The sequence below is a fragment of the Streptococcus sp. HMSC063B03 genome (assembly GCF_001836965.1).
In the GTDB taxonomy this organism is placed as follows: Bacteria; Bacillota; Bacilli; order Lactobacillales; family Streptococcaceae; genus Streptococcus; species Streptococcus pneumoniae_F.
In genome coordinates, this window is record NZ_KV831029.1 from 73500 (window position 1) to 95062 (window position 21563).

At 37.2% G+C, this 21563-nt stretch carries 18 protein-coding genes; 2 read left to right on the forward strand and 16 right to left on the reverse strand.

Going from position 1 to position 21563, the window contains the following annotated elements:
- Positions 1 to 36: 36 nt before the first annotated feature.
- The gene (locus tag HMPREF2628_RS04325; RefSeq protein ID WP_049488405.1) at positions 37 to 603 is read right to left on the reverse strand and encodes a mechanosensitive ion channel family protein; all 567 of its coding nucleotides are present in this window, start codon (positions 601 to 603) and stop codon (positions 37 to 39) included.
- 151 nt (positions 604 to 754) lie between these two features.
- Between HMPREF2628_RS04325 and sstT the strand changes: the two genes are divergently transcribed.
- Together sstT and HMPREF2628_RS04335 are read left to right on the forward strand one after the other, a co-directional pair.
- Positions 755 to 1960, forward strand: a complete 1206-nt coding sequence (gene sstT, locus HMPREF2628_RS04330; protein ID WP_020901597.1) for a serine/threonine transporter SstT — start codon at positions 755 to 757, stop codon at positions 1958 to 1960.
- Positions 1961 to 2027: 67 nt separating this feature from the next.
- The gene (locus HMPREF2628_RS04335; protein ID WP_070842437.1) at positions 2028 to 2981 is read left to right on the forward strand and encodes an aromatic acid exporter family protein; all 954 of its coding nucleotides are present in this window, start codon (positions 2028 to 2030) and stop codon (positions 2979 to 2981) included.
- A 50-nt stretch (positions 2982 to 3031) separates the two neighbouring features.
- Here the strand turns inward: HMPREF2628_RS04335 and HMPREF2628_RS04340 are convergent, their stop codons facing one another.
- The 15 genes from HMPREF2628_RS04340 to HMPREF2628_RS11075 form a co-directional block, all read right to left on the reverse strand.
- Complete coding sequence (locus tag HMPREF2628_RS04340; protein WP_004260825.1) at positions 3032 to 3256, reverse strand: accessory Sec system protein Asp5; 225 nt, start codon at positions 3254 to 3256, stop codon at positions 3032 to 3034.
- A 4-nt stretch (positions 3257 to 3260) separates the two neighbouring features.
- On the reverse strand, positions 3261 to 3440 hold the full coding sequence (asp4, locus tag HMPREF2628_RS04345) for an accessory Sec system protein Asp4 (protein ID WP_049488410.1): 180 nt from the start codon (positions 3438 to 3440) through the stop codon (positions 3261 to 3263).
- 1 nt (position 3441) lies between these two features.
- Positions 3442 to 4779 (reverse strand): accessory Sec system glycosylation chaperone GtfB, encoded by a 1338-nt coding sequence (gene gtfB, locus HMPREF2628_RS04350; protein WP_070842438.1) that lies wholly within the window; start codon positions 4777 to 4779, stop codon positions 3442 to 3444.
- Complete coding sequence (gtfA, locus tag HMPREF2628_RS04355) at positions 4772 to 6283, reverse strand: accessory Sec system glycosyltransferase GtfA (RefSeq protein ID WP_070842439.1); 1512 nt, start codon at positions 6281 to 6283, stop codon at positions 4772 to 4774. The genes gtfB and gtfA overlap by 8 nt, the downstream gene beginning before the upstream one ends.
- 11 nt (positions 6284 to 6294) lie before the next feature.
- Positions 6295 to 8667: an accessory Sec system translocase SecA2 gene (gene secA2, locus HMPREF2628_RS04360; RefSeq protein WP_070842440.1), complete on the reverse strand. Its 2373-nt coding sequence runs from the start codon at positions 8665 to 8667 to the stop codon at positions 6295 to 6297.
- A complete protein-coding gene (gene asp3, locus HMPREF2628_RS04365; protein WP_004260817.1) occupies positions 8660 to 9100 on the reverse strand; it encodes an accessory Sec system protein Asp3 in 441 nt (146 codons plus the stop codon). Before asp3 ends, secA2 begins: the two co-directional genes overlap by 8 nt.
- Entirely contained in the window at positions 9097 to 10632 is a 1536-nt protein-coding gene (gene asp2, locus HMPREF2628_RS04370) for an accessory Sec system protein Asp2 (protein ID WP_070842441.1), read from the reverse strand. The genes asp3 and asp2 overlap by 4 nt, the downstream gene beginning before the upstream one ends.
- A complete protein-coding gene (gene asp1, locus HMPREF2628_RS04375) occupies positions 10616 to 12196 on the reverse strand; it encodes an accessory Sec system protein Asp1 (RefSeq protein WP_061590250.1) in 1581 nt (526 codons plus the stop codon). The genes asp2 and asp1 overlap by 17 nt, the downstream gene beginning before the upstream one ends.
- 9 nt (positions 12197 to 12205) lie before the next feature.
- A complete protein-coding gene (gene secY2, locus HMPREF2628_RS04380; protein ID WP_083320517.1) occupies positions 12206 to 13423 on the reverse strand; it encodes an accessory Sec system protein translocase subunit SecY2 in 1218 nt (405 codons plus the stop codon).
- 361 nt (positions 13424 to 13784) lie between these two features.
- Entirely contained in the window at positions 13785 to 15551 is a 1767-nt protein-coding gene (locus HMPREF2628_RS10410) for a glycosyltransferase family 2 protein (protein ID WP_083320518.1), read from the reverse strand.
- Positions 15552 to 15616: 65 nt separating this feature from the next.
- Complete coding sequence (locus HMPREF2628_RS04390; RefSeq protein ID WP_070842442.1) at positions 15617 to 16501, reverse strand: glycosyltransferase family 2 protein; 885 nt, start codon at positions 16499 to 16501, stop codon at positions 15617 to 15619.
- An 18-nt stretch (positions 16502 to 16519) separates the two neighbouring features.
- Entirely contained in the window at positions 16520 to 17404 is an 885-nt protein-coding gene (locus HMPREF2628_RS04395; protein ID WP_070842443.1) for a glycosyltransferase family 2 protein, read from the reverse strand.
- Positions 17405 to 17407: 3 nt separating this feature from the next.
- Positions 17408 to 18316 carry a glycosyltransferase family 2 protein gene (locus tag HMPREF2628_RS04400; RefSeq protein WP_070842444.1) on the reverse strand — a complete coding sequence of 303 codons (909 nt, stop codon included), beginning with the start codon at positions 18314 to 18316 and terminating at the stop codon, positions 17408 to 17410.
- Between the two features lie 14 nt (positions 18317 to 18330).
- Positions 18331 to 20394 carry an SP_1767 family glycosyltransferase gene (locus HMPREF2628_RS04405; RefSeq protein WP_070842445.1) on the reverse strand — a complete coding sequence of 688 codons (2064 nt, stop codon included), beginning with the start codon at positions 20392 to 20394 and terminating at the stop codon, positions 18331 to 18333.
- A 27-nt stretch (positions 20395 to 20421) separates the two neighbouring features.
- On the reverse strand, positions 20422 to 21531 hold the full coding sequence (locus HMPREF2628_RS11075; RefSeq protein WP_306806764.1) for an SP_1767 family glycosyltransferase: 1110 nt from the start codon (positions 21529 to 21531) through the stop codon (positions 20422 to 20424).
- Positions 21532 to 21563 lie beyond the last annotated feature (32 nt).

A 21563-nucleotide genomic window follows, 5' to 3' on the forward strand; every position in this document is an offset into this window, starting at 1 on the left:
AAACTCTTTCTATTGTACCATAAATCTGCTAAAATTTCAGGCCTGGTCTGTCCGAGAGAAATTGCTGACGACGGTGATATTCCGATTGGGAACGAAGTGCAGAACCTGGTCTTCTCCTCTGAGTTGCGTTGTTCGAATGCCAACGCTGACAACCTTGCCCGATACAGTAATAGGCCCATTTGTCAAAACGACCTCATCTCCCACATCCAGTTGACGTTCAAAGAGGATGAAAAAACCATTGATAACATCAGACAGAAAGCCTTGGGCTCCCATCCCAATAGCCACCCCAGCAATCCCAGCACCTGCCAGCAAACTAGAAACTGGCAAACCTAAAATCGACAAAATGCAGTAGAGTAAAAAGAAATAAAGGGTATAATTAAACACATTTTCTAACAGACGTGAGATGGTTTTCTGACGCCCGGCATCATGACGAGACATTTTTAGAGAAGGTTTAACAATTCTCTGCACCATGGTATGGAGCAGTTTCTTAGCTATATAAAATAGTAAAAATAGTAATAACAGAGAAATTAACTTGGTTAAGATATTCTCAATAATCGTTGTAACATCAAGCTTATTGAGGTAAGTTTTAAAAAATTCTTGCATAGAAAACTCCTTTCATTTATTATACCATACTTTCACAAGTGGTGAATCTCCATAAATATTCAAAAATAATAGCCAAAATAGACAGAAAATTCTTGATTTTAGTTCATATTTATACTATAATCATAAACATTACACAACTAAGGAGGTTGTTATGAAAAAATTCATTCATGCTTGGAATAAGGCAAGCCTAATCAAACGGATTTTGATTGGTATGCTTATTGGAGGAACCCTAGGACTGACACTTCCTAACATTTCAGGAATTGGTCTACTCGGAGATCTATTTGTTGGCGGTCTAAAAGCCATCGCACCTATTCTAGTCTTTGCCCTCGTTGCTAACGCCCTTTCCCAACATCAAAAGGGACAAGATAGCAATATGAAAACAGTTATTTTCCTTTACTTAGTGGGAACCTTTGCTGCTGCCCTTATCGCTGTACTAGCAAGTTTCATTGTCCCTGTTGAGATTACCTTAAATAGTGCCAATACAGAAATCGCACCACCAGATGGAATTGGCCAGGTCCTCAGCAACCTCTTGCTCAAACTGGTTGACAATCCAGTCAATGCCCTTGTCACAGCCAACTACATCGGTATCCTATCTTGGGCAGTTGTTTTCGGGATTGCTATGAGAGAGGCCAGCAAAAATAGTAAAGAATTGCTGAAAACTATGGCTGATGTGACTTCTAAGATTGTCGAATGGATTATCAACCTAGCTCCATTTGGTATCCTTGGTCTTGTCTTCAAAACCATCTCTGATAAGGGAATCGGAAGCCTAGCCAACTACGGAATCTTGCTTGCCCTCTTGGTGACAACCATGTTCTTTGTCGCTCTGGTTGTCAATCCATTGATTGCCTTCCTCTTTATGAAGAGAAATCCTTATCCCCTCGTTTTGAAATGTTTGCGTGTCAGTGGTGTGACAGCCTTCTTCACTCGTAGTTCTGCGGCCAACATCCCTGTCAATATGAAACTTTGCCACGACCTCGGACTAGATCCAGATACCTATTCGGTTTCTATCCCACTCGGTTCTACTATCAACATGGCCGGAGCAGCGATTACTATTAACGTTTTGACCCTTGCTGCAGTAAATACTTTGGGAATCCCTGTTGACTTTGCGACAGCCTTTGTCCTCAGTGTAGTAGCAGCAATCTCAGCCTGTGGTGCTTCTGGTATTGCCGGAGGTTCCCTCCTTCTTATCCCAGTTGCTTGTAGCCTTTTTGGTATTTCTAACGATATTGCCATGCAAGTTGTCGGTGTTGGATTTGTGATTGGTGTCATTCAAGACTCATGTGAAACAGCTCTCAACTCTTCTACAGACGTCCTCTTTACTGCCGTTGCCGAATACGCAGCAGCCCGTAAAAAATAACTCATAAAGGCAAGCCTGCTCAGGTCTTGTCTTTTACGCTTTTATTCTAACTTACTAGGAAATCCTTATGTCTATTAGCCAACGTACGACCAAGCTCATCTTAGCTACCTGCCTTGCCTGCCTTCTTGCTTATTTTCTCAATCTTTCTTCAGCAGTTTCAGCTGGAATCATCGCCCTCTTGAGCCTATCCGACACCCGTAGAAGTACCTTAAAACTGGCCCGCAATCGACTCTTTTCCATGCTCCTAGCTCTAACTATCGGTGTTCTGGCTTTTCACTTGAGCGGATTTCATATCTGGAGCCTCGGCCTCTATCTAGCCCTCTATGTGCCTCTAGCCTACAAGATGGGCTGGGAAATTGGCATCACACCAAGCACTGTTTTGGTTAGCCATCTCTTGGTGCAAAAATCAACCTCTCCAGACCTTCTAGTCAATGAATTCCTTCTCTTTGCTATCGGTACAGGATTTGCCTTACTGGTTAATCTCTATATGCCTTCACGAGAAGAGGAAATTCATCACTACCACACATTGGTAGAAGAAAAGTTAAAAGATATCCTTCAACGCTTCAAATATTATTTATCCAGAGGGGATGGACGCAACCGAGCACAGTTAGTTGACGAATTGGACACCCTTTTGGAAGAAGCCCTCAGACTGGTCTATCTAGATCACTCTGACCACCTCTTTCACCAGACCGACTACCATATCCACTATTTTGAAATGAGACAGCGACAAAGTCGTATCCTGCGAAACATGGCCCAGCAAATCAACACCTGTCACCTAGCTGCCAGTGAGAGCCTGATTTTGGCCCAGCTCTTTTCAAAAATTGCAGGCCAACTAAGCCAGACCAATCCCGCTTCTGATTTGCTAGATGAAATTGAACGTTATCTGGAAGTCTTCCGTAACCGCAGTCTACCCAAGACAAGAGAAGAATTTGAAACCCGCGCCACACTTCTTCAACTCCTACGTGAAGCCAAAACCTTCATCCAAGTAAAAGTTGACTTTTACCAAAAATATGGACAGTAAAAAAGAAAACTTCAGACCAACCACAAAAGGTGAATATCTGAAGTTTTCTTTTATTTGTAAGTTATCACCATAAAGGTTAATAGTAAAACGAATAAGGCCAAACTCACCAATAAAGTAAGAACCTTGACCAAGGTATTGCTCTGCCAGTAGCTTGGTTTACCAATATTACTTGTCGCATCCATGGAAAATAGTTGATTTTGACGAGGTTGTATGGTTACCAATACAATCAAAGCAAGAGAGAGGATAATAGCTAAAACAATCAGAATATCAGTCATAGGCCTACCTCAAAATCCCTAGCAAGGTAAAGAGTAAACCAATCAGAATCATTAAACCCAAGATGAGTGAAAAAATCTTACTAATCTTTTCCCCTCGGGTTTCTTTTTCTTTCTTGATCGGTTTTTGTTTCAACTCTTCCATACGACCTTCAACGTCTTTGTAAAATAAATCTTCGTCTGACATGTTAGCCTCCTAAAACGGTTTGCATGGTTTCCTTATATCGCACCAAGTCAACATAGTTGGCATGTTGGCCTTGTTTGCCAAGTGCCTGACGCATTTGTTCAACATCTGAAAGGGCCAGTTTAATGGTCTCAACCAAAGCAGAAACTTCACTACTTTCAAATAGATGATCAGGAGCGATATAGAGTCTATTGTGCACTGTCTGATTAAATCCAAGAATCAAGAGATTATGCTCAAAGGCCTGACGCACCGCCTGCAACAACTCATTGCTGTGGTTTATATCCAAGTAAATATCCGACAGTTGATACAGCTCCTGAATCTTCTGTGGACTAGCGTTCTGATAAAGGACCACATTAGGATAGCGAAGCATGTCTAAGAGCTTAGAAGACATCTCTGTCACCGCTGCGATACGGAAAGTAACATCAGGCAAGGCTTCTACGATTGCTTCTACTTGCTCAATCTGATCTGAATTAGTCAAGATTAAGGCATCTCGTCTTAGGAAATTATCGCGTTTAAACTGGTAATGGTAACCCAAGTGCACAAACTGATCATGGTATTTCTCATCAGTCAACTCTAAAGCGCGCTCATAAGTCGCCTTGTTGGGAATAATGATTTTCTTAGTACGCACATCATCATTTTCCAAAATCAACTGCATATTGCCTGGAATAGCATCATAAAGAGGTTCCTGCCAAACCAGGATATCTGAGCCAGATTTATCTGGATGATGGAAGGAAACCAAGAAAGAAGTCGCTAGAGTATTAAAGATAAGCTGACTTGTATCTATTTCCAAATCTTGCAAAAAGAAGGTGATAAATTCAACCTTAGTTGCAAAGTAACGCATGGACTGACCAGGTAAGGTCAATAATATATCACCCGTCACATGGTTTTCAAGTAAAACTTCCTGACCATTGACATCTTGGTAAACCGTCATCACCGGCTCACTATCTGCGCTAAAGGTTGTTGTAGCAAAGCAAGCTCCGAAGCGATTGTAATGGTCAACCTGACGAACTCGACCTTCCAGGTCTTTCCAATCTACCTGCCTAACCAAACGCGCCTGCATTCCATCAGCATAATGAATAAGAGCTCTCTCCTGCGTCATATCTTCAATACGAGCAGACTGATTATTGCCTGAAATTTCCCAAAAAGCTGGAACAGGGACTTGGTTGAAATAGAGAGGTTTTCCCTTTTCATAGCCTAGATAATAGGTAAAAGGAGAAACCAGACCATCAGGCAGAAAACCATCTGCATCGATGACCACTCCAAGTTGAGAAAGACCAGTAGCGACTAGACTTTCATGTAAATCTCGACTTTCCTGACTATAACGATCATAAAGTTCAATCATGGAGCACCTCCTCTACTGTTTTCTTCCACTTTTCTAAAATTTCTTCGGTTAAGAAGCCTTCTGCAATCTGGTAAGAATGAGCACGCATAGCCTCCAAACGATGTTCTTGATACAATTGACAAATCTTAGCTGCATAAGCTTTCTTGATCTGGTCTTCCACATGGTCAGATGAACTTGGAATCAGATAACCATTTTGCCCATCTTCTATAAAGGTCTGATTACCATAAGGCACATCAAAACCAATTAGAGGAAGGCCTGAACCAATAGCTTCCATCAAGGTCAAACCAAAGCCTTCGCTGGTTGAAGCCGTCAAGTAGACCTCATACTGACTATAAATCTGCGAAAGTTCCGCATGCCCCTTGAGTTGAATATAGTCCTCTGCCTTATGACTAGCAATAATTTCTCTAAGAAGAGAATCTTCTCCGCCGCTACCATAAATATCAAAGGTTAATTCAGGAATTTCCTTACGAGCTTCAATAACTGCCTTGACCAACCAATCAATGTGTTTTTCTTTGGCAAGACGTGAAGCAGTAATCAATGAAAAAGGCTTACGTCCTTGACTTGACTCGGTCAAGGAATCAATACTTCCTACAGGAATGGTAATAACCTTTGGTTGGTGCTGGGTGTATTTGGCAAATTGCTCTTGCAACACTTCCTTTTGTCTATCAGTTGATACGATAAAGAAGTCAACCTTATCTGCATTGGTAAACTGATAGTCGTAGTAATTATTCCAAAGGATATAGTCATCGTCTGTAGCACTTTCACTATAATGCTCCGCATGAACAACTACCGCTAGATGTGCTGTCTGTGCTTCCTCAAACACAACCTGTCCAATACCTGTCTCTCTATCCAGAATGACCAAATCAGACTTGTTCAAATTCAAGGATTTCATAAAAGCACGAACGAAAGCTGGCTTCCCATAGAAAATCTTATCCTTGAAACGGTAAACTTCTTCCTTTCCTTGATTCATCAAGATATCATAGACTGGAGTCCCGTCTTCATTGTAAAAAGTTCGTTGGTATAAGACTGCAACATTGTCCTTGGGAGCAAAATACTCGCTACAATAACGCGTATAAGAAAAGTAATCCTTACGAATCAGTTTGCCTTTAAAGACATACTCGGCGTGTTGAACCAAGTCCTTGTTCTCATCAACCAAATAACAGGTTACAAACTTATCTTGGTCAGAAAAGAAGACTCGCAAAGTCTTGCCATTCTTTTCCCTACGACTTTCCACACCGCCGAAAATAGCCAGGACATCAGCAACCGTCACACTAGTCGGTGCAATCTTGATATCTGTAAAGTGATTATAAAGCCAGATCACTTGATCATCATCAAAACCAATATTGGCTGTCAGATGCTGAATATTATCAGCTAAAATCATATCTGTAAAGATAAATTTAGAGGGTAAATTCAAACTTCGAAAAATACCGGCACGATAGGCTTGAGCGTATTCTACACCGCTACTGGCCCAACCAATTCCTAAATTTATATTGTAAATTGTCATATTTTCTCCTCTTATGGAAAATGAGTTACAATTTCACCTTTTGGAGTGACCTCAACCAGCCCCATCAGGAGATTTCGTACCATATCAGCACGAATTTGCTCTTTCATCGTTTCAAAGCCCGCATAGGCTTCTTGATAATATTCTACAATTGGGTTTTTCTGTGCAGCAGATTGGCCACCAATAGCCATAGATAACTGTTGTAGATAGTCTACCTGCTCTACCCAGTTATCATCGATAGCTTTGAGTAGAGAGAGTCGTAAATACTGTTCATACAAGTCATGTTGTTCCAGTAATTCCTTCTTTTCAGAGAGTTCTCTATTCACAACTTGTCGAATAAAGGAGCGGACTTGTTTCTGATTAGATAGGTCTAGATTATCAGGAATTTCCTTTACATGGAAACTGATATTGGTAACAATAAAGTGAAACAGTAATTCACGACTGGCATAGTGTTCAGACGCTACCTCTTCTGTATATCTCTCAATGATATCCACAACGACATCTTCTAAGTCACGAGAACCATCTATTAAACGATTACGCTCCTTGTAAACCATATCACGTTGGATATTCATACTCTCAGCGTACTCTAAGGTCTGACGACGGGCAGTTCGACCAGCGCTATCACTGGCATGTTGAGCCCTTTCAACCAGATTACGATACTTACGACCTTTGAGAATTTCTGGTTGCGTCATATCTTGAACTTGATAATCTTTATACTTCTTATGAACCCAAGATGGAGCAAATTTCTTGATAACATCATCTTCCAGTGATACAAAAAACTTACTCATACCTGGATCTCCTTGACGACCAGAGCGGCCACGGATTTGAAGGTCGATCCGCTGACTTTCCATCCGCTCTGTTCCAATGACAATCAAGCCACCAAGTTCAGCGACTCCCTTACCAAGTTTGATATCGGTACCGCGTCCTGCCATAGATGTTGCAACTGTTACGGCCCCCATCTGGCCTGATTCTGCGATAATTTGGGCCTCACGCGCAGCATTATTAGCATTGAGGACATTATGAGCTATTCCCTCACGAAGCAAGAGCGATGAATAAAGCTGAGACATTTCAACTGAACCTACAAAAACCAGTAAGGGATTCCCCTTAGCATGATACTCTTTGATGTATTCCAAAGACGCATAAACTTTCTCTGGTAAAGTCACATAGAGATTATCGGGATAATCAATTCGTTGCTTAGGACGATTGGTTGGAATCCGAATAACGGCCATATTATAAGTCTCAAGAAATTCTTTTTCTGCTACCTTTCCTGTCCCCGTCATCCCAGATACTTTTTTAAACATCTTAAAGAGACTCTGATAGGTGATGGAAGCCATGGCTCTCGTTTCAGGAGACAACTTCACATGTTCTTTGGCTTCAATGGCCTGATGAAGACCTCCCTGTAGTTTGGTCATTTCCATTAAACGGCCAGTCCCCTTATCCACCAATACCATCTCATTTCCACGAATGATATAGTCCTTGTCTTTAGTATAAAGTTTATGGGCTCGAATCGCATAAACTAAATGACGAGCAAAGGACGCATGTTCTTCCTTATATAAGTTGTCAATTCCTAGGAAACTTTCAGCAGACTTGGCCCCCTTAGTAGTAAGCCAGACCTCCTCCTTCTCCTCTTTGAAAATATAATCTTCTCCCTCGACCAGCGTTGTCACCAGTGTATCAATGATCCCATAGTAATTAGACTGAACACGGGGAGAACCCGCAATAATCAAAGGAGTTTGTGCACTATCAAGCAAGATATCATCAATTTCATCAATGATGACATAGTTAAAAGGTCGCAAAAACTTACCTTCTTCATTCGAAGCCAGATTATCATTTAGGTAATCAAAACCTAAATTACTATTGGTTGTGTAAATGATATCCAAAGCATAAATAAGCTTCTTTTCTTTAGCTTTCATTTCCTTCTTTGAATCCCCTGTAAATGGCACCCCAATGGTCAAGCCTAGGAAACGATAAACTTGTCCCATTTCCTCTGCATCACGTTTTGATAAATACTCATTTGGCGTAACAACCATCACACCTTCTCCTGAAAGAGCGTTCAAATAGACCGGCATGGTGGCTGTTAGGGTTTTCCCTTCACCAGTGTTCATCTCAGCAACATTTCCGTAGTGCATGATAATAGCTCCCATGACCTGAACATCATAGGGGAACATCCCTAAAATCCGTTTGTCCGCTTCACGCACCACAGCAAAAGCTTCTACTAAAAAGTCATCTAGACTTTCTCCTTTGGAAAGACGCTGACGAAACTCCACTGTTTTAGCGACTAATTCTTGATCCGAAAGAGAGGACATCTTGTCTTTTAAGCTATTAATCCTCTTTAAAATCTTTTTCACTTTCCTAAGCTGGAAATCTTGACCTAAACGTCTAAACACTTCTGATCTCCTTGATAGAAAAATGATAAAAAGTTATGGATTCAAAACCAGCACTTAAAAGAGAAACTTGATAAGTATAACTATCTTCTGGATAAGTAAATATGAAATCTTTCACTTTTTCTACCTTTTCTTCTAAAATATCACCATAGCGGTCAAAAAAAGTTATCTTGGTATAAACTCCATTTTCAGGCTGACAATCAAAAACTAGTGATAGTTGATACTCCTGATTTCTTTTTAGTAAGGGAAGCTGGGGCTGAGTCCGTGCAGCCTGGTAATTGACACTAGAAAACCAAGTCTTGAGAATTTCACCAGATGGCAATAGAGGATTATACAGACGGACACTTTTATCAGGGTAATAAGATACAGTTGACCCGTACATATAAGTCCCGCCAACTTCTCCCCAATGAATAGACTGTCTCTGTGTGATAATCATTCTTTCTCCCTTCCAAAATCACTTGCTAGTACCATTCGATAAAAGTGAAGAAACCAAGCAATATTGGTATCTGTATCATCATTGTGTCGTCCAGCAGTTCCTTTAGATAAAATCTTGGCACCTGTATTACATAAATAAGTAACTAGATTCTCATAAGCCTGAGGATCCATTTCTTCATCTTTCATATAGGACAAACCAAAGGTTGTCTTTGAAAAATTTGCTTGTTTAAATATTTTCCAAAAACGCTGATCCAACTCCGTCATATCTTGCGAACTTCTCCCACCTGTATGGTGAATTAAACAATCAAAAGCCAAGTTAGAGACACCCGGTGCGTCCAAACGTCCACGGCTAGCTATGGTTCCTAAATTAGCCAAGGGCTTACCGACTATGATGGCATGAGGTTCAAAAGAAGCACCATAATAGAGAGCCGGAAACGTTCCCATAGAAAGACCTGATAAAATCAAATCATTGCGATCAAAGCCTAAATAATCAAGATAGTGAGCAATCGTCTCTTTGACCTTTCCCTCTAGCTCATCTGTTCCTAGATAAAAAGCTCCCCCTTCTAAACGTGGATCAGAAAATAAAATGAAGGGACATCCTAGGGTTTTCATCATAAAGTAGCCCTCGAATCCTTCTGCAGGTCGATAACCTGAAAAATAGACAGCTAAAGGAGGCTTAAAATCACCTGGATGGAAGAAATAGTTTATTTCATCACGTTTGGAATCATGTAGGATATTCCCACCAAGCACAAACTTACCAAATTGTTTTCGACTCCAACGTTGGTGAAGATTACCTAGTTTGATAGTTCCACGACCTCTTGCTTCAACAGATAAAAATATCAAAAAATTAGTATCTATACTATCTATAACGATAGCTTTTTCCAAATCTGCTTCAGTATAAACTTCTTCTTCAAAAAAATGGTCTATATTCCCTTCAATTATCTTTCGGACTATAAACCTAAACTCACAATTCCCCTGTTTTTCATACTCTAGCCATAATTCTATAGGCAAATTTTTATAAACCATAAAATTATGAGACCAACAGGCCAATTGATGAAAGTTCGTTCCAAAATCACCTTCTATCATTACATGCTCCAATCCTTGATAAGATATAGAGCCTTCAAAAGAAGAATGAATTTGAATATTTGACGGAAATAATTTATCCCCATATCCCCCACTAAAAAGAGAAGTGGATAGGTCCTGCAATAAAGCCTGCGGATCCGAAAAATCTACGGGCTGTGCACATTGTTTTTTTAATATATCTAAAAGAAGGGGATCTGTCGTCTTAAAATCCTGATTATAAAAAAGACCATGAGGTTCGAAAAAATTGGTAAACTCAAGGACATCTGTTAAAGAGTTCCCATCTTCAATCAAAACAGCTTGAAAACGACTGATAGTATCTATCTCGATCATCTTGCGCAATGCCTTAGAAGACCGAGGACAAACAAAATACCAGTCCATATTTTCTGGGATTTCATATTGATGAGACCAGTTATCAAGTCCTATTTGTAAAATTTTAAGACCTTTTGACATGTCGAGCCCCCTCTATCCATTTCTCTAATTTTTCAAGAAATTGTTGTCCTGTGTGCTCCTTAATCTTATCAATCGAATAAATCAAGGACTCATTCCACTCTTTCAACCTATCTGTGTAATAATGTGCAGCCTTAGAAAATTCTGTCACATCTGTCAGCAAATAACCATTTTTTAAATGTTCAACATAGACGGTTTCAACTAGATTGATTTGAGGAATTCCTGCACTAATACCAGCTATCTGTGTGTAGAGATGAGGCTGTCTATTTAAATCCACAATCAAACGGACAAATTCTAGTGTTTTTATCAAATCTAACTCATCATTCAAATTGACAAACTGTATGCGTAAGTCCTTGTGTTGATTTTCTTCCAGAGGATTTTCTGCATCACCATAATCAAGTGCCTTTCCCAGACTTTCGAATTGAATGTTTTCTTGGATGAAAGACTCAACAATCCTTTCAACCTCATTCATTTGCTCCTGACTAGCAGCAAAGGCTCCAAAAATCACCTCAGTATCTTTATTTTCAGCGACAAAGGCCAAGACTTGAAGTAGAGCTTGATTATCAATTCCCTGCTCAAAATCCAGTTGATAATATATGATGGATTCTTTCTTAGTTTGACTTCTCCCCAATCGTAATCGGGTGTCAAATGATGATAAATGATAAAATTGATGCATTCGTTCAGGATACAACTCCTGCAACAATCGTAAACTATCCTCTCTATCCACCAAAATCAAATCTGATTTTTCAAAAGTTGAATCTAAATCTCTAAAGGTGTCTTGAGGATTACGCCCAATGAAAAGACTCAACAGTTTAGGATTGGCACTAGGTAAACGGTCTAATACTAGCTGGTCATGGTGAGGATGAGAAGGAAGCATAAAAATATCCTGATCCTTCACATATTTTTGCAGATAATTCTCAAAAAATTCTGTCACCAAATCTCCCATGTCTTGATAGATGAGCGCTTTAAAGCGATAACCAAAAATTGGATTGACTTCTACCCGCCCGCCTTCTTTTAAACGCTCTCTAAATTGCCACACTCCCTTGGGATTCAAATATTCTTGATAGGCCGCTTGCCCATCTTCAAAAAAGATAACGCTCGATACAAATCCACGATCATCCATGATATAGTGCATATGTATTTGACCATTCGGTTCAAAATACTGTATATCACTGATGAAACCTTCAACCCCATGTTCAACCTTAGCAAATTTCTTCCCATTTTTTTGAACGATAATCGTAAAGGGACTATAAATAAATTCACAGTCATTATCCCACTCAATATCTCGAATGCTTAAAACTTGGGTATGGGGATTATGAAAATCTTGCATAACATCAAAAACGGAATAAGTATCCGTTTCTAACACCCCATGTCTATGTAAAAAATAACGTAGATGAGGCTGGTAAGCTAATACTAATAGTCGAGAATCTATATCTTGCCTTTGCAGGAGTCGAATCTGATGAAAGGTATCATCAAACTCTAGACGAAAATGAGAAAAGTACCATGGAGTGATAGTTGCATGCCATGTTCTTTCTGAACCATACCAAGCTGGAATAAAATAATACATAAAAGTCTCCTAAATCAAGGGTTTATAGGTTTCATTTAACCTTAAAGCCTTGAACTCGTCTCTAATCGTAAAAATCATGCCCCCAAACATCAAGAACAAGCCTGGAATCATTGCCAATCGTAATAACTTTTCATTATACAAAACAAAAAGCATGGGACCACCTGCCATAATCACATTAAAGAGACCACCTATGACTGAGAAACGAAGGACCAATCGATTAATAAATCGACTAGTGTCCTCGCCTGGATAAATTCCATAAATGTATTCTCCAGATTTTTTCATGCGATCTGCAATCTCTTCACCATTCATTGTCACAAATGCAAAAATGATACTAAATAAAAATAAGACCGAAATATAAACATAGACCCACAAAGGTTTTCCAATCATAAATTCCTTAGATAATCTCGTCAGTCCTGAAGCGTCGGGGAAAAGAAAGCCTAATAAGATGAATAGATAAGTTGGTACACTAAGAAAACTCATCACATACATATAAGGCATTCCACCTGCAGGATTCAACATGATTTCGAGATAAGAATAGCGTTTAAAACGATTGTGAAGTCCTATCTTATTGACTGGCACTAGATAACGCGCACGATACATAATGGAAAGCAAGTAAGAAAATATAACGGTCATAAAAATAAGCAAGACAACAATCCCTGTTGGGATATGAACCAGTTTAAAAGTTTCAATAACATCCTGGGGAATATTGATGATAATACTAGATAAGAGAATGACAATGGATCCCCCTACCCCCATACTGGCATTCAAATCTGACAACCACACCAGAAAAAAGGTCCCCGCTATTAGTAATAAGGTATTTATAAGTATAACCAAGACCGAAGAATAGGATGCTTGTATCGGTAAACTTAGAGAAATTGCCAAAGATTGAATAACAGCAATCAGCAAGGTCAGATACATTTTTCGACGATCTTGAATTTCAATCGCTGTAGAATTCAAGCCTAACTTTTTCGAAAAAGAAAACATCTGCCATAAAATCATCGCGGACATCCAAGGTGATAATCCTATAGAAAAAAGCGACAAACTTCTTAGATTCCCACCTGTAAGGGCGGCTGAGAAGGCTAGATAGGCTGTTGAACCTCCTAAAAAATCTTTACTATTTAGGTCAACAAAAGGTAATGTTAGTCTGCTTCCTACAATATAAATAAGAATAAAAAAAATCGTCATAAATCCTTTTTTTAATACAACAGATGAAAAAAAGTTTTTCAAAACTTATCCTCTCAATCTCCTAATTCTTTGTTTTTGTAAAATTCATTTTATATTCTGATACTTTTAAAAATACTATTTAATATTTTTATCTTGTTTATTTCAGTATTAAAAAATAACAGTTTATGATAATCAAAAAAGCCATGCATCTTTTACATAGAAAATGTTCTCAAATCGATGAAGAACTCTGTTCTAATAGCATATATAAAGAATATATTTTTACAGAAATACTATTGCTATTATAACAAAAAAAGCAGAAAAAATCTGCTTATAACTCCCTAAGGTACTAATGAAAGAATACTACGTTAGTGAATAAAATAGATTATTTTTTATTCACTATTAGCTCATTGAACACCCTTGATTTTTAATTATTATCTATAAGGTCTAATATTTCTGTATATCTCCTAAAAATTTCTGTATCCTGTAATCCTTCTTCTTTAGCCTGTTCATATCTCCATCTCAAACACCCTAAAACATTATCCTTTTCCTCCGCATAATTCCAGCCCTTTATAGTATAAATTGCTAATCTTTCTAACAAGCATTCTAAAACATCGGTTAACAGCTTTTCATTTATACTACTTCCAATACTCTCTATCCCTTCCCTATGGAAATAGATTTCTTTATGAATATAAACAATTTTTTCTGATTTAAAAAATAATTTATAATTTGTTCGGGAATCTTCTATCACCTTTCCTTTAGGAAATCGAATATTCGTAAACAACTTCTTGTGGAATAATTTTCCCCAACTGGTTACATATACATAACCATCTAATTCTAATGATGGGAGTTTTAATACAAGTTCCTCTCCTTTATATGTTCTCTCATAGTACTCATCCCAAATATGAACATGATACAATCTGTCACTCTCATTATAGATTGTAAAGTGTGCCACAACAGTATCTGCACTATGTCTAATAGCTGCTCGATGTAAATCTTCCACATAGGTTAAACTTAACCAATCATCCGAATCTACAAAGGTTAGATACTTTCCATTTGATTTTTCAATTCCATAATTTCGTGCATCAGATAAGCCTCCGTTTTCCTTTTCAAAATAGTGAAATCTGCTATCTCTAGCAACATATTCTTGACAGATCTCTCCAGATGAATCTGGCGAACCATCATTTATTAATAGAACTTCGATATTTGAATAGGTTTGATTTTCAATACTATCCAAGCACATTCGAAGATACTTTTCAACATTATAGATGGGAACGATAATACTGATTAAATCTTTTTTTTGCTCTAGTAAAAAGGGGTACTCTTTGCGTTTTTCTAACTCTAACTTTTCACGTACTTTATCTGCTTCCTCTAAAAATTGATGTTCTTCCAACTGTCCCAACATTCTCTGTAAGACATAGTCATACATGTTAAGGGAATGCTGAATATCTATCCCTTCTAAATCCTTTGTTTCTCTTATCCGTTCTTCAAGCGCATCTATATAATCTAAATGCTTGAGAGAAAAAACACTTGACAAGCCTGAAGGATTCATACGATAAACATAGGAAGCACTATTAAACAAATAAATTTTATCAGCTTTCAGATAGAGTTTCCAAATTAAAAATTGATCCTCAGCATATTTTCCATATGGAAAACGAAGCTCATCGAACAAATTTCGATTAAATAGTTTTCCCCAAGCAGTAGAAAAAGTCAAAAATGGAACATCCAGCATAGAATCTAATACTTGAATCGCTTGTGCTGATGTGAAAGAAATCAAAGATTCACTCTTAAAATGATCATTGTAAAAATAGAAATCAGAGCCATCAAAGCGGCAATAACCGCCAATTAAGATATCAGAATCACTAAGGAGGCTCGCTTGATATAATTTTTCTAGGTAGTTTTCAAAGAGAAAATCATCTGCATCTAGAAAGGTAATATAGGCTCCCTGCGCCCTATCCAGTCCATAGTTTCTCGCATCAGATAAGCCTCCATTTTCCTTTTCAAAATATCGGAAACGACTATCATGTTCTGCATAAGTTTGACAGATGGTTGCTGAACTATCTGTCGATCCATCATTCACCATCAAAACTTCAAAATCCTTAAAGGTTTGCGACAATACACTATCCAAACATGATTTCAGATAGTTCTCTGCATTATAGATTGGTACAATGATTGATATCATTTCTGTTTTCAATAGATGCCTCACTTTCGTACTATTTCTCTTTAAAATTCTCAATACTTGTCTACGTACTTTTATTCTTATTTATCTAAATTTAGCAACCACAATTGGTTCTCTATTTTTTTATAGGTGACCGTATCAGACATATCCCATACTGTTCCCATATTATACTTCATCCACTGCAATAACCCGATGTGATGCTTTCTAGCTTCCGTTAAATCAATTCCTACCAAAGCAAGATTTAGTAAACGATTCTCTGAAACTTTCAAGCTTTGACAAATAGGTTCCTCCCCTGGTGCTTTAGAAGCACTATCTCCACGGTCACGATAACAATATGGGGCTTTATGAAGATAGATAATACGTTCAGAAATCAAAAATAATTTATACATTAAATCAAAATCTTCTGCCCAAGATATGTCTTCGGAAAAACAAAGGCGGTCAAACAGAGATTTTTTAAATAATTTACTCCAAGAGCTCCCCCAAGCTATATCTGTACCAAAGGTTGAGAACATATAGTTGAAAAAAGTATCATTGGGTTGAAATACAAGAGGTTCATTTGTTTCAGCGACATGAAATAAAAACATTGCATCCTCTTCACGAAACGTGTAATAATTTGTAACCACGATATCCGCCTCTTGCTCTTTTATTGTTTTGTATAAAATCTCTAAATAATTTGGTTCAATCCAATCATCCGAATCAATAAATGTAATGTACTCACCCCTCGAATGTTTGATTCCAAAATTACGAGCTGAAGAAACTCCACCGTTTTCTTTTTCAAAATAACGAATTCTGTCGTCTTTTTCCACATACTCTTGACAAATATGAGCTGAAGCATCAGTAGAGCCATCATTTATTAAAAGCAATTCAAAATAAGGAAAAGATTGTTCTATTATACTATCTAAGCATTTTCTGAGATAGGATTCCACATTATAAATAGGAATAATGATGCTGATTGTTTCTAACATTACACTTCCTTTGCTTCCTTAACTCTTGTTAGAAGAGATAAGTTGTAAATTTTCCTTAATATGACGATATGTTTCTGTATCTTCCATGCCCCATACCATTCTCATATTGTATTCAGTAATTTCTAAAAATGTTCTATAGCGATCAAAATGCTTCGTCACATCATATCCCATAATAGCTAAAAGAGCTAGGCGCTCTGCTACATGATTTAACTGCGCTGTGACAAGTGGATATATTTTACTCTTTGATATTCCAGAGTCATTTTCTCTATAAGTATAAGTATCTTTATGAACATATACAATCTTATCTACTTGAGTATACATTTTATAGATTAATGCAACATCCTCACCTATCACACCTTTGGGAAAGCGTAAAAATGAAAATACACTTTTCTTATATAAGCTACCCCAGATGGTAGAAAAAGATAAATCATTTCTTTCAAGATATGATAAATCATCAATCAATTCTTCTGAAGTATAAGTTTTTTCATAATATTCTCCAAATGTATGAAGATAGAAAGTCGCAGTGGAGGTTTGATAATTAGCATAGTTTGCGATAGAGATGTCTGCATCATTGTTTACTAATGCATTATAAAGAATAGTCAGATGTGATGTGTCTAAAAAATCATCTGAATCAACAAAGGTAAGATATTCTCCTTGCGCCTGTTCAATTCCATAATTTCGAGCATCCGAAAGACCTCCATTTTCTTTTTCAAAATAACGAATACGTGCATCTTTTTTGGCGTATTCTTGACAAATTAGGCCTGAGCTATCTGTCGAACCATCATTTACAAGAATAACTTCATAATTGCTAAAGGTCTGCTCTAGAATGCTATCTAAGCATTGTTTGAGATACTCTTCGACATTGTAAACCGGCACGATAACACTGATTAATTGATTTTCCATCACTCACTCTCTTTTATTTTCTAAAAATAGGTAGTCCCCATTCTCAGCATGTTCCAATTTTTCGCGCACCATTGCTTCTTCTTGGACAAATTCTGTTCCCTCTAACATGGATAAATTTCTCTTTAAAGCAAATTTATACTGATTAAAGGCTAACTCCATCGGATATTCTAGCTCAGGCATCTCTAGCAAGGTTTCAATACGCTCCTCAATCGCTTCTATAAAATCTAAATGAGATAAGTTGTAGTTCTGAGTCAGTCCTTTAAAATTGATTCTGTAGGCATAAATATCTGAATCATACCGAGTCATCTTTTCACTTGCTAGATAGAGTTTCCACATAATGAACTGGTCTTCTGCATATTTCCCCTTAGGAAAGCGAATTTCATCAAATAAATGCTTTTTGAATAATTTTCCCCAAACTGCAGAATAGCGAAGGAGGGTATAATCCTCCATGCTATCCATACCTTGTATAGCATCTCTCGCACTGAGCGGAAACAGTAGTTCGTCTTCTTTTGGTTTTGGATAAAAATAAAACATACCTTCTTCAAAACGGCAAAATGATCCTACGACAATATCTGCTTCAGTTAGTTGACTTGCATAATACAGATTTTCAATACTCTTCTCAAACATAAAGTCATCTGGATCACAGAAAAAGATATAATCACCCGTCGCAATATCTAAACCTGCATTTCGGGCGTCCGACTGTCCACCATTTTCCTTATCAAGATAAATAAAACGAGAGTCATCTTCTGTAATTTTTTTTGCAATAGTGATACTATCATCAAGACTACCATCGTTGACAATGATAACCTCTATATTCGTATATGTCTGTAGCAAAATATTTTTAATACAATGTTCAATGTATTCCTCTACATTATATACAGGAATAATAACCGAAATCAATGGAACATCCATATATTTATACCTCTCTACTTAGTCAAATCTACAACAATTTGATTGTTATAGTTTTCATCCTCTATAAATTCAATCCCTTGGTCAAAATTAAATTCCGCTGTATGCTTATGTTTTAACTGTACCTTCGTCTCTGCTCCCATTTGCATCCATTCATACTCTGAATCAATATGGCCAAGGTCTAAGGCACGATACCCTAATCTAGACAATCGATAAGCCAATATTTTGGCTGTTGGACCAAGCATCAGTAAAATTAGTCGTCCCTCCGCATGATCTAAAATGGCTTGTTGAATAACATCCACCTTTGAAAAAGCATGGTGAGAAGGGCAAATAATACGTTTTATAGAGCGAACATTGTTAAATAAATCATTACCAACTCCTGCTCGTGTAGTCGCTCCCTCTACAATAAGTATATCCTCATCTGCAAATAAGGCCTTGATTTTTTCAAATTGGGTAGTAGCTTGACTCTTATCTTTGTTATCAATATAACATCTTGAAATCCAGGTTGACCCATATTTCTTAGCCTGACAAATCTCTTGGAAAAACCTTCCATGATAATCTAACTCATTTTTCCAAAAATTTTCTGAATCGTTATTTTGGAGAAAATTTCCCTTAAAAATTTCAAAAATTTCTGGTAAGCACACAAGCACATTATCTTCCTTATCTGCATTTATCAAAATTTCTCTCATTTCTTGAGCTAAGTCTTCCTGATACTCCTGATATGCGATACTATTGCCGTTTATCAAGCTAAACTCACCATCTCCAAATCGAACCAAGGATTTATCCGTTGCTATAAGCTCATCCAAGGTCTCATCAATCGACATGACTGTAATATCAAACAATTCTTCCTGTTTAAAAGCCTGACTAAATCTCTCTGCCCCAATTTCAGAAAATAGGCGAATAGCATCCTCCAGCTTTTCAATTTCTTTTCTCAGAAATAAATACTGAGGGACCTTTCCCTTATGCGTAGCATAGAAAGAAAAAATAGGTTTATTCAGCTCTTCCATGCTTCTTAAAATGGTTTCGTCTACTTCTCCATAATTGATATTCAGATAAGCATCTATACCCTTAAATAGTTCCTCCAAGGTAGCTGTGGTGCACTCTGGATGCAGATAAATATTATCAAACTGTCCCAATGAATTTAAATATGGACCTACAGCAGTATAAGCCGCGATATGAAAGCGATGTTCTGGAAATGTTGTTGCTAAATGTTCAATGCCTTCAAAGCTCTCTGTTGTTGTAAAAGTAAAGAAATCGAGACCTTGTTTCTTATCCTTTACAAAACTAAAATCATCCAGATGATGGGCTAGCAACTGTTGAAAATCAAGATGATAGAAATCCCACCACTTTTCGCGAAATCTATAGGAGACTGAACTATTCCACGGCTTTCTATTTGTTGTATAGTGAATAACAATCGGATCATATTCTAGATTAAAATGTTCCTGCCAATTATTATAAAAAGCAACCAAATCATACCCTACTTGAACATTGTAACGCTTAGCTAATTCTAAACAATTATCTTGAAACAACTGATTAAAAATCGACTGAGAATTCTTAAAATCTTCTAACTCTAATTGTTCATTTTTCTTATTTGAACAAATCTCTAGACATTGTTCCGAAATGCTTAATTCTCTCCATTTAGCAATATCTATAAGCAAAACACCAGTATTATAACTTCCATCTATATCTCTTACAGCAGCAACTGGAAACCCACTTAAATCTATTGAAAAAATAGACTTTAAATCACCATTTATGACAGTATCACTATCGATATAGAGAACCTTCTCTCTATCCACTAAATCTGCTATAAAATACTTGACATAAGCAATTAGACTGCTATGGTTTGAAATTCCTAATTTACAAGATATTTTTTCCGTATCAAACGGAATACTGTAGACAGCTCCTCCTAAAATTTTTGCGACACGTCTAACTTTTCTAAACCAGTCTGTCATAATTCCTTGATTAATAATATAAAAATCAACGGATTTATTATGATACATGATAGATTTCATGGTCACAGTCAATTGTTCTGTGTAGGCTTGATCAGCAATCAAAACGATTGCAATTCTATCTGATGTCATTTCTCCTCCGAAATTCCATGATTAATACTATTCTGCACTCAAGTCTACAACAACTTGACTCAAATATGCTTCATCATCTGATAATTCTATTTCTGTATCTAGATTAAATTCTGCAGTATGTTTATTGTGTAATAAAACTTTATTTTCAGCTCCCATCTGCATCCACTCATACTCAGAATCGACATGTCCGATATCAATGGCCTGCATACCCTTGATAGCAAGTTGATAGGCTAAAACCTTAGCTGTAGGACCAAGCATTAACAAAACCAAACGTCCATCAGCATGGTTTATTATTGCTTCCATTATCTCATTTTTCTTATCATAAGCATGGCGAGATGGGCAAATAATTCGCTTGATACTCTTGGCGCCATCAAATAAATCATTTCCTACCCCAGATCTAGAAGTATATCCTTCTACGATAAGGATATCTCTTCCTTCCCATAGTTTTTTCAACTTTTCAAACTGAGATTTTGCTTTTGATTTATCTAAAAAATCAATATAAGGTCTGGAAATAAAAGTTGAGCCGTACCAAGTATTTTTACAATAATCTAGATAAAATTCCTCATAATCCTCTAGATATTGTCTCCAAAAAGCTAGAGCATCTGGAACAAAAGAGAAACGATTTTTCAATCCTTCTTGTAAACCAATAATTAATGTAGGACTACTTTCTTGATTAAAAATAAATTTCAATTCTTCTGCAAGTTTAGGGTCATATTTCTGATAATTAATAGATTGACCTAGCATGATTGCAGCCTCGCCATCACCAAATCGAGCGATTGAAGATTGATGCTCCAGAATATAATCAAGCGTTTCATCTATGGTCTGCACCTCAAAATCAAATGGTTTATTGGGCAATTGTTTTGTTTCTGCATAATTCCTTATTGCAGTTACCATAGCATCAACATTTTTTATAGAAAATAGATATTGCCCTCTTTCTCCATTTTGTGTTTTATAAAAAGCAAAACAAGGAATATTTTTTTCTAATAAGCCATTAAATATACCATCTACTTCCCCACCATAGTTAATATCCAAATATAGATCAGCTTTATCCAGTATTTTCTCAATTTGTTCTGAATCCGAAGCAGGATATAGATAGACATTTTCTTTCTCAGCTAAATCGGTTAAACGCGGCCCCATCACAGTTCTTGCCACAATACTAAAATCACATT